At 41.2% G+C, this 15,179-nt stretch carries 7 protein-coding genes and 3 tRNA genes; 1 reads left to right on the top strand and 9 read right to left on the bottom strand.

Annotated elements, in window-relative coordinates; translation table 11 throughout:
• Positions 1-122: 122 nt before the first annotated feature.
• The 7 genes from GQR89_RS09705 to GQR89_RS09675 all read right to left on the bottom strand — a co-directional run bounded on the left by GQR89_RS09705 (position 123) and on the right by GQR89_RS09675 (position 9,396).
• On the bottom strand, positions 123-1,070 hold the full coding sequence (locus GQR89_RS09705) for an NADPH:quinone reductase (protein ID WP_158769858.1): 948 nt from the start codon (positions 1,068-1,070) through the stop codon (positions 123-125).
• 303 nt (positions 1,071-1,373) lie between these two features.
• Entirely contained in the window at positions 1,374-2,660 is a 1,287-nt protein-coding gene (locus GQR89_RS09700; protein WP_233269135.1) for a hypothetical protein, read from the bottom strand.
• Entirely contained in the window at positions 2,657-3,280 is a 624-nt protein-coding gene (locus tag GQR89_RS09695) for a hypothetical protein (RefSeq protein ID WP_158769857.1), read from the bottom strand. Before GQR89_RS09695 ends, GQR89_RS09700 begins: the two co-directional genes overlap by 4 nt.
• Entirely contained in the window at positions 3,277-6,966 is a 3,690-nt protein-coding gene (locus GQR89_RS09690; protein ID WP_158769856.1) for an ATP-binding protein, read from the bottom strand. Before GQR89_RS09690 ends, GQR89_RS09695 begins: the two co-directional genes overlap by 4 nt.
• A 619-nt stretch (positions 6,967-7,585) precedes the next feature.
• Positions 7,586-7,662, bottom strand: a tRNA-Met gene (locus GQR89_RS09685).
• A gap of 1,130 nt (positions 7,663-8,792) precedes the next feature.
• A tRNA-Met gene (locus tag GQR89_RS09680) sits at positions 8,793-8,869 on the bottom strand.
• Between the two features lie 450 nt (positions 8,870-9,319).
• Positions 9,320-9,396, bottom strand: a tRNA-Met gene (locus GQR89_RS09675).
• 372 nt (positions 9,397-9,768) lie between these two features.
• Here GQR89_RS09675 and GQR89_RS09670 point away from each other — a divergent pair.
• Complete coding sequence (locus GQR89_RS09670; protein ID WP_158769855.1) at positions 9,769-12,072, top strand: bifunctional diguanylate cyclase/phosphodiesterase; 2,304 nt, start codon at positions 9,769-9,771, stop codon at positions 12,070-12,072.
• 180 nt (positions 12,073-12,252) lie between these two features.
• Here GQR89_RS09670 and GQR89_RS09665 read toward each other — a convergent pair whose 3' ends face one another.
• Together GQR89_RS09665 and GQR89_RS09660 are read right to left on the bottom strand one after the other, a co-directional pair.
• Positions 12,253-13,788, bottom strand: coding sequence for a methyl-accepting chemotaxis protein (locus tag GQR89_RS09665; protein WP_158769854.1), 1,536 nt, complete (start codon positions 13,786-13,788; stop codon positions 12,253-12,255).
• A 380-nt stretch (positions 13,789-14,168) separates the two neighbouring features.
• A complete protein-coding gene (locus GQR89_RS09660; protein ID WP_158769853.1) occupies positions 14,169-15,152 on the bottom strand; it encodes a two-component system response regulator in 984 nt (327 codons plus the stop codon).
• Positions 15,153-15,179: the final 27 nt, after the last annotated feature.

Below are 15,179 nucleotides of genomic sequence, written 5' to 3'. Positions count from 1 at the left end.
ATCTTTGCTCTGGTTAGTAATTAAAAGCTTGAAAATTAGCTAGAATTACATGGGGTTGATTACGGTATATCTCTATATTTTTATCTTTATATAACGAAGATTTGATTTTTGAACATTAATTATTAAACATTAATTACGATGTTCCCCATTGCCCCAGACTCCATGACCGCGACATGGGCTGCAGCGGTATCCGCTAATACAAAACGTTTGGCTATCACAGGTTTAACAAATCCTGCTTCTGCACCAGCGAATAATGCCGCATGTATTTTTGTTAACTGGGTTGGGCTAGCATGTGCCATCGCCATTCCCATGATACAAGCATCTTTAGACATCAAATCACGAGGGTTAATTTCAACCGAACCTCGGCTGCCAATGACCACAACTCTACCACCTAGAGCAAGTAAAGGAAGATCATCCCCTAAATTTTGATTAGCAAGCATTTCCAAAATAACATCTATTGCACCTGCTTCTTGTAAAACTTGATAATGCTTAGGGTCATGATGGTTTACGACGAGATCAGCCCCTTGTTGTTTCAACAACGCTCTTCCCTGTTTAGAACTAGCGCTTGCAAAGACTTTACAACCTGCTGCTTTAGCTAACTGAAGTGCTGCCAAACCAACACCACCACTAGCCCCATGAATAAATACTGTTTCACTTGCCTGACAATTTGCTCGAACAAACAAAGCGCGCCAAGCTGTCGCATAAGGAGTACCTAAACAAGCACCTTGTTCAAAACTAAGCGCATCAGGGAGCGGAAAAACCTGTGATGGGCTAGCTAATACAAGTTCAGCACAGGTGCCAGTAATAGAACCTGAACAATAAACACGCTGACCAACCTTAAAGCCAGAAACGTTAGTGCCTAATGCAATGATCTCTCCTGCTGCATTCATGCCGGGCGTATGTGGAAAAGTCGCCGTATAGCCGTTAGCCCCCGCAACAATATAGGTATCTACAGGATTAATACCCGCAGTTTTAACTGAAATTAAAATCTCTTGATCACTTACTAATAGATCTGCACATTGATTTAATTGAAGTTGATCACCATGGTACTGAGCTTGAATAGTTTTCATCACATAATCCTGTTTAACTTTTATAAATAAAGTATCGTTGCTCTTAAAATCAGAAAGTAAGTTCTAAATTCGCCAGCCCTTAAAAACGAATTAATCTGACGTCAAAACATCGATAATAACGCTAGCAGTTAACTCCAATATAAATAATATTAAAATATTGGCTATCGATTCGATATTTTACAGTGGCAGGAGAAGCTCAATTGGATTAAATGATCGCAGATTTTTTAGCGAAATAAATAATATCTGATGCTGAGATATTTTCTATTTTATTGCATTCAACAACCATAGAGCCCATTGTTCTTATCAGCCTGCAGCCTGAAAATCACCAAAGAAGCGCATACCCAAGTTGACATCATGAATGATATGCAAATGATTAAACGGACTTTTCCGCGCGCTGTCTTTTTCCAGAATAAAGCTTTGTTTGTTTTGCTGTGGCAAGCCTTCGTATTCCGCCACAATTTGGAATAACCACATCTCGGCCTCCCAGGGTAATTCTTTTTCCGCGAGGTATTCGACACCACTAATGGCTTGAGTTGAATCGATGACCTGCAAGAAAAAATCTTCAACGTCTTTCGCCAGCTGTTTTTGTTCCGTCGCCACTAAATCTTGTATACCGGTATCAAACCCTCGGGTTTGTTTTTCCGAATGCTGTGGCGGAGTTAAGTCTCTGGGTATGGCACGTGCTAGTTCAGCTAAAGCGTAGCTATCTTGAGGTCTGTCGAGTGCAATAAACCCCTGCGCGTGGATCCCATGGGCTTGATTAATAACCCCAGGCACATTACTTCGATTAGAATAATCACCTACTTTAAAATTTGGATGTTGACGTAAAAAAGCGCTCATGCGATTCACTAGAAGCGCGCGCTCTTGTTGATGTCGAAAACGTGCCATTAATAATATTAAACGCTTTTGTACCTCAAACAGTGAGCCTGAATGCTCAGAAATACGTGCTTGCAACTGGCTAACCAGCAACTTACGTAAAGTGCCGTCACTGCCTGCTAGTTGGATCAAATCATCAAAATTGATGATTTTAAATCCATCCAATATCCGCCGTAGCTGACGCTGGGCGAGTTCAATTTCTAATATTTTGTCGTCTAAACTGCTGACAAATCCAAACTCAGTATTTAGTCGATGCCAAAGACTTTCAATAGCATCGCCAAACTGACCTGTCATATCATGAACCCGCTCAGTTAACAGCTGCAGATGGTGCTCGCTGGCCGCATAATCACCTTTTTGTCTGGCAGCTTGTAATGACTGTACACGAGTGTGAATTAGATCAAGATGCTCGCCCACATCAGAATTGATCTGTCGCTTGCGTTCATCCTGGGTTAAACCGGCAATGAGTTCGTTAATATTTGGCCGCAAACTGAGCGGGTGTTGCTCATCAGGACGCCACAAAATACGACCATTGATTAATTTATCAAGGGCTTGTTGGGTAAAACTGCCCTCGTCAATATGGCCTTGCAAGTAACCCTGCATCAAGGCATCTGCATGTTTTCCTATCAGCTCTAATCGCTCTTTACCTAGCTGAAACAAAGGATTACTTTGTGCACCGCTTTTAGCGTTTTTGATGGCTTCACCTGATGCACTCAAAACATCGCCTCTTGCTCAGGTGCATCATCATTAATGGGCACATTTTCTTCATCTTTAATGAAACGCACCAATTCAATCAATTGCTCAACCTTACCGGTAACAATATAAAATAGACGGTCTTTATGGGGCTGATACAAATAACCGAGTTCTTTAATACGCTTAAACACTTGTTTAATTTGCATATCAGACTTATCACTGGTGGACTTAAACAGCTTATCGTTTGATAACTGCGCCAAGCGCTGAATAAGTGATTGGTTATCTACCACTTTAGACTCAAAATCCTGCAATTTTATGGTATCGCCTGCCCCAAGTGCACCATCTCTGCCCATAGCTTCTTGCACCAACTGCATCCATTCCAGCATTGGTAACAATGACTGCACTGTTGCATTAAACTGTTGGCTAAGTTGATGACGGGCATGCTGGTTTAAATCACAATAAGCTAAAAAATACACTGCACCGTCTTCACTCTTGGCGACGCGGCGATTTAACGGACGCAAGAAGTGATTAAGATCCTCTACTAATTGTGCGTTCTGCAGCTTATGAAAACTGTGTTCATCGGTAACAGCGCAAATAAACTCGCCTTCTAATAAACGTTCTAATAGTGGACCATTCTCTATCATACTGTCACCTGCGATTTGTCATGGGTGGTATTGGTATTTTGCTGCAAACGCTCGGCGATACGGCTGAGCTTAGGTTCTATTTTTTCCAGGCGTTGTCGTTGTTTATCGATTAAATAACGATGCTTAAACAACATGAGTACATCTGACTCAGGGTTAGGGAATGCCCCTAGAATATGGATGTGATTGGCATCACAAGCCGTGAATAGTTTTTCAACATTATGATAGGCCAACGTACCTATTTCATCGATGGGCCAATGAATATCAATGTTGGCTTCGTTACGTAATAAACGCGTAAACGCTAACAAGAACTTGCATAAAATCAGATACGCCATTCCATGACTTGATGACTCTAAAAGCTGGCGGTCATTCTTGATCACTAAATCCGAGCCACCTTCATTTAAGTGCAGCTCGAGACGCAGCAACGATTCAATACTGTAATTTGCATCGTTAGGCAGTACTTCTACCACATCAGCTAACGTATCTAAGTAAGCTTCGCTCGGTAGGAAAGCATCTGATTTATTCCAATTATCATATTGCTGAGCAAAACGCTTAAGGGGTGTCCAGAAATTTAGCTCGTCAACGGTAGAGATGATTTTTACTTCAGAACGCGCGATGCCATCGAGTGTTAAATCATCTGACACTTCGTCGGTTAAGCGTTTGCTTTGCAATGAAATTTTACGGTTAATATCACTGAAAACCGTAAAGAACTTATTCAAATCGCCACCTATAGTTTCACCTTGCTCCACAATCTGTCGCTGACGTGAGGCCAAGATACTCAATAAACGTTGTAAAATGGGCAACCTATCTCGCACGTTAGCATCTTCATCTAATACGGCAAAAGCTTGCAGCATAGTGTCTAAAAAGTCTTTTCCTGCATCTTTCCCGAGATTTGCTTCAAACTCAGTTAACGCTTCTTTAAGTTTTTTCTCGCCGCGACTGCGGCTCTCAAGTGCTTCTGTACAACGACTAATGCGCTCTGCTTGATCGCCTACATTAATTTCGTGGTCGTCATTAGCCTTGAATGAAAATACGATATTTGCCAACTGCCGCACCATAGGCTCTATTTCGGCTACCAAGGACCCACAAGCAGTTAAGCGTTTCTCAATTACAGACAACGCCTGATTTAGCTCAGCACGCTTGTTTTGATATTGGCGCTGCAACGTCGTTTGTTGTTGAGCCAGTTGCTGGGATAGTGCTTTAAGATCAGCTTCTTGTTCTAGTAGTAATGGCCGTTGTTTCAGCCAATCGGACTGCATAAATGTTTTATATTCATTTAGCTCTTCCCTGCGACTAGTCACAAGTTGAATATGACTTTTCAGAGTTTCTATTTGTTTTTTCAGGTTTTTTAGCGTGTTCGGATCAATATCTTTATTTGCCAACTCTTGATTAAACGCATCTTCTAATTGTTTAATTTGATCACGATTTTGCTGACGCTTCTGCTCGACTTGCTTTTCTAACTCCTCAATTTGCTCATCTAAATTCGCCAGTTCGTCTTGCCAGCCGGATTTAAACTCAAGTAATTGCTCATCATAATCAGATTTAAGTAAAGCAATAGCTGCCGTTTTTTGTTCGACTATCTGTTGTTTTTCATGCAAAAGGGTTTGCAATGCGTGTTGCGCTTGTTTGCGTCGCTTCTCCAATGCAATTTTTAGTTCATCGGCAAAACGCTGTTTGGCACTTTGTGCATAACTAACTTCTTGCTCTGCTTGTTCGAAGGCTCTATTGCATTCAGCCACCATTTCACGCTGTATTTCTGACTCTTGATGAAGCTGGTCTAGCTCTGACTCTGCCTGCTTCTGGTGTTTTTCAGCACCCAGTAAATGTTTGGTTGCATGCTCGAGCGCCACCCGTAAAGCCGTTTCGTCTTGGGCGTAAGCTGGTGCATCAATCACCGACATGTCTAGCTGAACGCCCAATAGATTATTGGCGTACTCATTACTGTGTGCTGCTATCAATTCAGGAGATAAGTCTTTTCGCTCTAGCAAAGGCTCTACAATTAACTTACCTATGCTGTGCTCCCAGCCTGGCTTATTGTCACGTAGAAATTGACGTAAACTGTCTTGCTCTGGGGAAAGCTGTTTATGTAATTGCTGTAAATGATCCTTCCCTTGTCTAGTAGCAAGCCTCGCTCGATGTAAATTTTTATCGGCGTCATCGCGCTTATGCTGACATTGTTGATAAATCGTTTCAGCTTGTTTTTTGGCGCTAGAACTTTGTTGCCACGCCCGCTGAGCTAATTCTAAACGCTTGTCTGCTAATGCACCGTTTTCGACTTCTTGCTCTGTCGCTGAGGCATGTTTAGCTTGATGCTCTTGGCGCACGATGCTGCGCTCAACATCCATTAACTGCTGTTCAAATTCTTGCGCTTGCTGCTCTTTACGTTGTTCAAATTGGCCACGCAAATCAGTTTCTTTATCATGATGTGTTTGGCGGGCATTTTCTTTTTGTTGCCTGATGACCTTCACACTAACTTGATTCTTGCGCGACAGTCGCTCTAAAGACTCTGATAATTTGAACTTCTGTTGTTCGAGTTGGCTCTGCAAATCTTTGTGTTGCTCGATAAGTAAATTATATTGCTCTAATATCTGTTCATACTCTTCACGTTTTAATGGCAACGCATCCATGTCTTTTTGAAGTTGCTCAATATCAGAGTCTTGGTACTTTTCATATTGCTGCTGTAAATGGTCTAATCGAGACGACTTAGCCGCCAGCTGCTCACTCGTTTCACTGATACGGCTATTTAATTCCCCTTCCCCTTTCTCGAAAATATCTTTTTCAGCTCGTTGCTGTGTCTTAAAAGTATTACGTTGCTCCTGACCATCTGCTTTTTCAGTCGTCAGGGTTTGTAAATCATTTTCTAACAAGGGTTTAAGTAACAACAACTGTTGCTCGACGATATTGAGTTGTTCTGTTTGTCCTTGAATTTTCTCGTAATCCCCCTGCATGCTTTGTAAACGCATGGTTTGGCGCATTTGCGTGATCCACTCGCGCGCTTTGTTATTTTTAACCGTGGTGGTGGGTTGAATGAGTCCATCTTCTTCGAAAATGGCAGCCAACATGGTGCGCAAAGTGTCCATTTTGCCTTCTTTGGCATGCACTGCACTAACGAGTTTTTCCATATGACGAATACGGTGTTTACTAGACACCAAGCTGTAGCGACTCGCTAACTGTCTAAGCTTGGTGTTTTCGCGCCCTGAGCCACCACCTACACTGGCATCATTTTGAATAATTCCGCGAAATTCACTGGTCGCTTGGATCTTATGAGAAAAATCAATTTGTAGTTGTCTTAGTTGCTTTATCCACTGATCAGGCATCATGGCTTGTGCTTCGCCGTTTTCCATTCCAATTAATATTTGTTCACTATGATAAGCCGCACCGATAAAACGATACTGAACGCCATCACTTCCTTTGCGCGTCAGCACAACCTGACACTCTTGGCCATCTTCCCGCTGATATTCGTAAATTAAATAGCTGTTCGCGTGGGGTAAATAAAACTCATCAAACTTTTTGCGCGTTTTAGGCACAACTTTACTGGGTAACTCACCGTAAAAAACCGGGATGAGGCGTTGTAAGGTAGTTTTACCGGAAGCGTTGGTACCACAGATATTACTGTGCCCAGATACATCCAGTTCAACAAAACCAGGAAGATGACAATTAATTAAAATAATGCGGTGTAACCCAGGCATAGCTGTCCTTTACTCAGGGATGGGAAAAACAGACCAACTTAAATTGGCAAAATAACAATCGTAAATTTTACCTAGATTTAACCGCCTTGAACACCTTCAATGTGTCTTAGTATTCAAAGTAGATGGATAAGTACAATTTTCTACAAAGACAGCGTGACAATTTGTTGATTAACGAGCTGATAAAAAACTCGTTAATCAGTTATTTAAAATAGAGATGGGGGAAGAATGAAGGCTACTTGATTGAACTAATCGTTTTTGAAATCTTAAACTTTAAAATAGATAGAGACGAACTGAAGTAACAATTAATTACGGGAGCAGGGTTTGAACCTACGACCTTTCGTGACTATAAAGAGCGAGCCTAAGGCGAATTGCTTTAGCTTTTCAATTTGAAAGTGTTGAATTAAAACTGAAATATCGGTTGGTTGCGGGAGCAGGATTTGAACCTACGACCTTTCGTGACTATAAAGAGCGAGCCCTAAGGCGATTGAAATTTAACGTTGAAATAACTGAAGTATCGGTTGGTTGCGGGAGCAGGATTTGAACCTACGACCTTTCGTGACTATGAAGAGTGAGCCCTAAGGCGATTGAAATTTAACGTTGAAATAACTGAAGTATCGGTTGGTTGCGGGAGCAGGATTTGAACCTACGACCTTCGGGTTATGAGCCCGACGAGCTACCAGACTGCTCCATCCCGCGTCCGATGTGGAGCACTCTATAGAGGCCTAATGGGTAATACAAGACATAAATGTAAAACAGCGTCTGACTGCTGTTTAATCCCACAGATCGCACTAAAAATAAACGTTTTGGGCTTTCATGCGTGAAATATCAGCACTAAATATCAAAGCCGCCTAAATAACGAAGAATGAGCAATAGGCGGATAGAATTTGATAATGCTTAATTAAAACTGTGCCATCGACTGATTTTCAGAGCAGGATTTGAACTCGAGATCTTTGATAACTATGCAGAGGGAGTCTAAAGCGAATTGCTTTTGTTTTTGATTATTATGATTTAAAACTGAAGTATCGGTTGGTTGCGAGAGCAGGATTTGAACCTACGAACTTTCGTGACTATGAAGAGTGAGCCCTAGGGTGATTGCTTTGGTTTTTATATTTAAAAAAAAGGATTAAAACTGAGGTATCGGTTGGTTGCGGGAGCAGGATTTGAACCTACGACCTTTCGTGGCTATAAAGAGTGAGCCCTAGGGCGATTGCTTTGGTTTTTATATTTAAAAAAAAGGATTAAAACTGAGGTATCGGTTGGTTGCGGGAGCAGGATTTGAACCTACGACCTTTCGTGACTATGAAGAGTGAGCCCTAAGGCGAATTGCTTTGGTTTTTATATTTAAAAAAAGGATTAAAACTGAGGTATCGGTTGGTTGCGGGAGCAGGATTTGAACCTACGACCTTTCGTGACTATGAAGAGTGAGCCCTAAGGCGAATTGCTTTGGTTTTTATATTTAAAAAAAGGATTAAAACTGAGGTATCGGTTGGTTGCGGGAGCAGGATTTGAACCTACGACCTTTCGTGACTATGAAGAGTGAGCCCTAAGGCGAATTGCTTTGGTTTTTATATTTAAAAAAAGGATTAAAACTGAGGTATCGGTTGGTTGCGGGAGCAGGATTTGAACCTACGACCTTTCGTGACTATAAAGAGCGAGCATAAGGCGAATTGCTTTAGCTTTTCAATTTGAAAGTGTTGAATTAAAACTGAAGTATCGGTTGGTTGCGGGAGCAGGATTTAAACCTACGAACTTTCGTGACTATAAAGAGCGAACCCAAAGGGCGAATTTTTTCTTTTAAGATTCTTTGAAATTAACGAGGTATCGGTTGGTTGCGGGAGCAGGATTTGAACCTACGACCTTCGGGTTATGAGCCCGACGAGCTACCAGACTGCTCCATCCCGCGTCCGATGTGGAGCACTCTATAGAGGCCTAATGGGTAATACAAGACATAAATGTAAAACAGCGTCTGACTGCTGTTTAATCCCACAGATCGCACTAAAAATAAACGTTTTGGGCTTTCATGCGTGAAATATCAGCACTAAATATCAAAGCCGCCTAAATAACTAAGAATAAGCAATAGGCGGATAGAATTTGATAATGCTTAATTAAAACTGTGGCATCGACTGATTTTCAGAGCAAGATTTGAGCTCGAGATCTTTGATAACTATGCAGAAGGAGCCTAAAGCGAATTGCTTTAATTTTTATGTTTGTGTTTCATTCTTTTGAATTAAAACCTAGGCATCCGTTGGTGGCGGGAGCAGGATTTAAACCTACAACCTTTCGTGACTATGAAGAGCGAGCCCAAAGGGCGAATTTTTTCTTTAAGATTCTTTGAAATTAACGAGGTATCGGTTGGTTGCGGGAGCAGGATTTGAACCTACGACCTTCGGGTTATGAGCCCGACGAGCTACCAGACTGCTCCATCCCGCGTCCGATGTGGCGCACTCTATATAGCTTACCTTCGTATTGCAAGTACAATTTAAGATATATGAATCAAACGATGGGTATTTATACAATGAGGGTTATTTTACGATGCACAGTCGCCTCTCATTACACAGCAGCAATCAATAAAGATGCGAGCTCATCACTGCCTAGAGAAAATACCAATAGCCAATAAACTCGAATTTATAATGCCCAGCGGGGACTTACATTCTTTAACACTATTTTCATATTGTTACACTTTTCTCACTGATTGAGCGTTTTATTTACCGTTGAGACTATAAAATATAACTTTTAATCAGTAACATAGGCACGAAATCAGATGTTGTAACCAAGTACTACTATTTATTGGTCAGGATTTAAATGCCCTTTATCGCCCGCCTTAAGCTGCAATTGAAAGAATATTTTTACTTACAAGATGACTATCACCCTGTGACCAATGTTGAGGCATGGCGCATCAGTTCGCTGCGCATAATATTGGTTTCTGTTTTACTGTTGTGTGCGGTCTTTGTAGTTCAAAGTGCGTGGCAAAGTATGCTTGAGCAGATAGATTATATTGTACCGATTGCATTATTTTTTTATACGGCTCTCGCGTTACTACTGGTGATGTCGAAACGTTATTACTATGTGAGTGCAATCGGTCTACTCGTATTAATAGTATTAGCTGGCATCAGCTTTAATGTTACTCAACCAAATCAAATACTATCTATGCTTGGCCCTATCGTAATGTATTCGACGCCATTTGTGGCTTTTATATTACTTGGCTGGAAGGCTGGTTTGGTATGTATTTGCATTAATCTGCTCCCTCTTTATATATTAATTAACGAAATATCGCTGACCGAATACCTACCACCAATCCCCGTATTAACCAACGCTAACTACTATTTGCATACCATCTTATTTGTTTTTTTCAATTTATGTATTCCGTTTGCTATTGCCCGAGCAAGCATTGCAGCAAAACGAGGGAATCAATTTAATATAGAAAGAAATCAAATTTTAAGTAATCAAACTCAGTTATATCATGCGTTATTTGTTAATGCCCAAACGGCTAAAATTTTAATTGACCGTCAGCGCAATATCATTGAAGCAAACCAAGCTGCACAATCATTATTATTAACGAGCCTACCTAAGCAATTTATCGGTTTGGGTATAGAGCGCGTATTTCCTGAATTCGTTGAAGGGATCAGTGAATTAGTAGTTAATCGTACACTAGGTGCGAGAATGAAAGTGTTCAGACTTAGTATTGATTCGCTCAATGACGAGCAGCATACAATTTTAACGATAGAAGATGTTAGTGCAAAAGCATTGCTGCATAAAACTCTCGCAGTGCAAACGCAAGCGAGACAACGCCTCAAATTATATGACGAGAGTATTGGGCTACCTAACAGGCAATGGTTGGAAAACAAATTAGTTCAGCTCAGTCCGCAATTTGGAGGGGTTATTTCCCTTTGCGCAATTCGGGTACGCAATGCCCACTTTATCGAACAAAAATTTGGTTTTTTATATCTACCTAAAGCACTAAAAAAATTGGCAGAGACGCTTACTGAACACTTAGGAGAGCGCAGCTTAATTGCCGTACTTGATAAGTATAGTCTTGGGCTAATTGTCCCTATTATCGATCAAACCAATACTAAAAACACCATACAGCATGTGCTTTCATCATTGCCGAGCAGCTTGAAAATCAATGAACATTGTATCCATCTTGATTGCAAAGCGGGTGTCGCTATCGCATCCCATCAGCTACCTGAAGCGCCCTCACAATTGATTAATAATGCATTGCATGCGGTTACTGTCAGTGAGTCTGCGATTAACTACTACGAAACCGGCAGTCAACAACGGTTTATTGAACATCAAGAAATTAGCATTCTGCTCAACGAGGCTTTATCAAATAATGAGCTTCATGTGGAATACCAACCAAAAGTACGTGGCGACGGCACCCTTATCGGCATGGAAGCGCTGTTGCGATGGAACTCACCGGTGATCGGCCGCGTATCGCCTGGGGTGTTTATTCCTATTGCCGAGCAGTCAGGTCTCGTTTTAAAACTTACCCATTGGTTGGTCAATCACGTCTGCAGTCAACTGAAAACATGGCAGAATGACGGACTCAACATTGTACCAATAGCGATTAATATCTCCGGCCCGGATCTTGACCAAAAAGACTTTAAGAAACACCTTATCAATAGTGTTGTTGAACACGATATTAAGCCTTATTTCATTGAACTTGAGCTAACAGAATCAGCTAAAACTCATAACATTCCTGAAGCAATTGCAGCAGTCAGTTATCTGGCTAGTTTTGGATTTTGTATCACGCTTGATGATTTTGGTGTTGGTTATTCAGGACTATCGAAACTTACTAAATTTCCAGTACAACGCGTAAAAATTGACCGACAATTTGTCGCTAATATTCATAAAAACGAAAAAAATGCGCAAGTAGTAGAAGCCATTATTGCCATGTGTAAAGTATTTAAGATTGATGTATTAGCTGAAGGCGTTGAAGATTTGAAAGAAGTTGACTGTTTGTTAGCTATGGGATGCAGCAGCTTTCAAGGCTTTGTGTTCGCGCGCCCTATGTTGAAGGAAAATATAGCCAAGCTCATGGATATTGAATCAGCAGCAAACGTAAAGCTACCCCTTACTAAACGTAACGCAAGTATAAATAACGATTAACTAAGGCGGATTGTTGGCATCGGTTAGATAAGAGTAGCGGTTGTACTACTCAAACCTGTACCTTTGGTTCGCCTCACTCGGCTTTTCCTTATGCCAATGTTGACAAATAATTATAAGTGAGAGGTGATATTCTTGAATCTCAATCGTTAAAAGATTATCTTTTTCTTGGGAATATAATACTTAACCAAACGTTAATCCCATAGCGGCTAATGCTTTTGAACGAATAGAGATCCCCTGAGCTTCATGCTCAACTTTTTCGACTTGTTCGAAGTTTTGTTTCGACGCATTACTAATATTGGAAATATTACGACTGATACTAACAGAAACTGAGCTTTGTTCAGCTGAGGCCACACTCATTTGATTGGCTGAATCGGCGATATCACTAACATCGTCGTACACTTTATTGACTAACTCCTGAGTCTGCCTGGTTTCTTCAACACAAGACTCGGCAGACGACTTTCCTTCCTCTAATTTTTTAGACCATTGCAGTAATGTGCTTTGTATTTCAGACACTGAGGTTTGTATTTGTGTTGTGGCTTTGTGGGTACGACTTGAGAGCGCGCGGACTTCATCGGCAACCACTGAGAATCCACGTCCGTGCTCACCCGCCCTTGCCGCTTCTATTGCCGCATTTAGTGCTAATAAGTTTGTTTGATCAGCAATGCCCTGAATTTCCTGCATAACACCGTTTATCCGATTTGCTTCATCTGCGAGTGAAGATGCGGACCCTGCATATTTAGCCACATCAGTTGCTAATACTCCGACTTTTTCCATCGTTTTAGACATTGAATTTGTTGCTTGGCGACAATCCTGATGAACGCTGGCGACTTTATCAGATGTGTGTCCAATGTTACGCGTCACTTCGTTGATTGATGCCACCATTTGTTCAACTGCAGTCGCCACTTCGGTTAGCTCTGCGGTTTCCTCTTCAACGCCTGATTTAGTCTTTGCTACCGCTTGCTGCAGTGATTTAACACCTTCATCTAATATAGCGGTGCTGTCGATCACGCGGCCTAAAATGGTATTTACTTTGCCTTCTTGTATTTTTAAGGCAAATTCGTTGACTCCTTTTGCACCATCTCCTGCGAAAATAGCTCGCGAAATACTGTCGTATTTACCTTTTAACGTAACTGCGTGTTGGCGAACATCAACTAACTCACCTTTAAAAACAACATAAGGCAGAACAACCATAATAAACGCAAAAAAAGGTGATAAAAATGTTAGCCCTATGAATACCGCACTTAGTAAAAAAAACAGCGCGTCTTTCACCCTTTCCTTGTCGTCAAACCAATTAAATGCGCGTCCTCCAGCATTCAATTTTGGATATAAACGCTGGGCTTTATCTTTAAATGGGGTAGTAAGCTTGGTGCGCACTGATTGGAAGCCAATTAATTGACCATTTTCATATAAAGGCGTTACAAACGCATCAACCCAATAATATCCCCCGCCTTTACAGCGGTTCTTTACTGCGCCACGCCACGCTTGCCTTGATTGAAGCTTGCTCCACATATCAGCAAATGTAGCCTTGGGCATTTCTGGGTGTCGCACAATATTATGGTGCTGACCAATAAGCTCTTCACGGGTAAAACCTGATACTGTGCAAAAATGATCATTTACATACTGAATAACACCCTGAGTATCAGTGGTTGACACTAGTTCTTGCCCAACATCTACCGCTACTTCGTGTTCAGCATTACTCGATACCACTTTACTCATACCTACTCCATTTTAGTTAAGCGCCAATTTACTACTTAGTATATAAGCTCATGCAATATTCAAATATAAACTGATGCTATTGCTAATAAGGCCGAAAAATCCACAGGGACTCAATAACCCAACTATGACGAGAATTAATTATTAATTTCTATATCGGCCAGGTTTGAATATATTAAACTAAAGTCTAAATTTTGATGATATTTATGCCTAAAAATATCTATCGGATGCCTTTTATTGTCTAAATATAAAGCAGTAAGTTGATCTTTATGATGTCGTGCAAGCCGCGCAATAAATTGAGTAAAACCAAAAGGTGAAATCCTACGTTCAGCCAGTTTCAGAGAAACGTCATTTGATGAGTGATGTACAATCTAACGAAGGTGTTACTCGTCTTGCCAACGATCTTTAATTTCGATGAGTTGAGGCAGGCATTTTTCAAATAAAATCACTAACGCAGGATCAAAATGTATCCCACTCTGAGAAGAAATGAATTCAACGGCTTTTTCAATGGGCCACGCTTCCTTATAAGGGCGTTTACTCGTCAATGCGTCAAAAACGTCTGCAATGGCAACGATACGTCCTTCTAAAGGAATCTCTTCCGCCTTTAATCCTTTAGGGTACCCTGAACCATCCCATTTTTCATGGTGCGTTAAGGACACAATCTTTGCTAGTTCAATCAAGTCAGAATCTGAGTCACCAAGAATTTCAGCACCTATTTCTGGATGCGTCTTCATGATAGCGAACTCTTCATCAGTGAGCTTAGCTGGCTTAAGCATAATACTATCGGGTATACCTATTTTGCCTATGTCGTGCATCGGCGCAGCATGCAACAAATCATCTGCTGCATTAGCTGATAGACCGTATGCCAATGCCAACACTTGAGAAAAGTGGCTCATGCGCAAAACATGTGTGCCGGTCTCATTATCCTTATATTCTGACGCCCTGCCTAAGCGCTGTATTACTTGTAGCCGAGTGCGTCGCAACTCATCTGCCTGAACTAAAGATAAATGGGTACGTACCCTCGCCTTCACCACCGCGGGTGAAACGGGCTTGGTAATATAATCCACTGCCCCAACCTCAAAACCTTTTGCTTCATCAACCTCGTCATTTAATGCTGTAACGAACATAACTGGAATACGTTTACTAAGCGGATTACTCTTCAGTGTTTGGCATACTTCAAAACCTGTCATGCCTGGCATCATAACGTCCAATAAGATCAAATTAGGTTGTTCGCGAGCAACCAAACGCAGCGCCTCTTCACCACTTTTAGCAAACGTCAGGCGATACAATTCGCCGAGTATTTTTTTCAGCACCCGCAAATTTGCTGGTTCGTCATCTACCACAAGTATTTTTTGATTACTTAACATCGTACTAAATTTGTCCGTATGTTTATT

The sequence above is a fragment of the Paraglaciecola sp. L1A13 genome, from assembly GCF_009796745.1.
In the GTDB taxonomy this organism is placed as follows: domain Bacteria; phylum Pseudomonadota; class Gammaproteobacteria; order Enterobacterales; family Alteromonadaceae; genus Paraglaciecola.
Note: the sequence above shows the minus strand (reverse complement) of the source record. Positions and strands in the feature narration are given on the sequence as shown.